Below are 1,065 nucleotides of genomic sequence, written 5' to 3'. Positions count from 1 at the left end.
TACTACCCGGTCCGGGGTAGCGGGGGCTGGATTCGTCAATCGCTCCTTGAGGCTCGGCTCGAAGAGCACAACCCGGACCCACGATTTGTGGAGCAAATTGTAGAGTTCTATCACTCTCTAATTCCGTGGCCGATGTATGGAACGGAATGGCTGGGGCATGACGGGCGCCCCGCCCTTGAGGTGCTTAGTGCAAAAAGATTAGGTCAAGAGTTTGAAATTCAGGGCACTCTCGCAGCTTCTGAAATAGAGTTCCATGCGGTGGCGATGCTAAATGAATCAGTTATTTTAAAGCAAACATTCTCAATGAAATCAGAGAGTGCCGTTCGTGGTGATTGGTCGATCTTGGTTCCACTGGTTGCGGATGAGGTGAGAATTTCCGCTATTTCAATGGATGAATCTGAGCCAGAGTACTTGTTCAGCATCCCGATTGTTTAGCATGCCATCGATCAGCGAATTGTCTGATCGTGGACTTTTGAATTGAGGTCTAAAAATGTCAGCTACGTCAATTTCGCTATTGTCTGTTCTTGTTGCTTTTATAAGTTTATTGTTCAGCATATGTGGGAGAGTCAGTGACGCGCGTGATAGGCGATCTAAGGAAATCAAATTTCAGCTTGACAATGTAAGCGCATGGTTTTCTCAAGACGCCGATGCCTCGGGAGATCCGATTGTTGTAGCTAACGCTACTCCAGTTCCAGTGTATGATGTGGTTCTATCTTTGGTCCTGGTTAGGGGCGCTGGTGCGAGTCGTGGAGAAGACTTGCCTGAGAATGAATCGTTAAGGCGATGGATCTCAGTCGTCCCCCCTGGCCGGTGGAAAGTGAATCCAGGGGCTCAGGGGATAGGCGGAATGCATGCGGTTGCTGGTGTTGAATTAGCTCTCCGTGACTCCTCGGGTAGAAATTGGATTAGACGGGTTGATGGACAAACAGAGAGCATTGACGATGGACCCCGCGCTCACTATTCACTGCAAGAACCTGTTGGGCATTCGAATATTGAATCTTATTACTGATGCAATCGGAATTGATGACCCTGTTCTCTTGAGGTGAAAGGTTGACATGCCCGCAT

1 protein-coding gene is annotated in these 1,065 nt (G+C 48.6%); it reads left to right on the top strand.

The window, feature by feature from the left end:
- The coding region (locus IG178_RS24380) for a hypothetical protein (RefSeq protein WP_226895753.1) at window positions 1–435 on the top strand (435 nt) is incomplete at its 5' end.
- Window positions 436–1,065: the final 630 nt, after the last annotated feature.

Source organism: Neoluteolibacter marinus (genome assembly GCF_014904755.1).
Lineage (GTDB): Bacteria > Verrucomicrobiota > Verrucomicrobiia > Verrucomicrobiales > Akkermansiaceae > Haloferula > Haloferula marina.
Note: the sequence above shows the minus strand (reverse complement) of the source record. Positions and strands in the feature narration are given on the sequence as shown.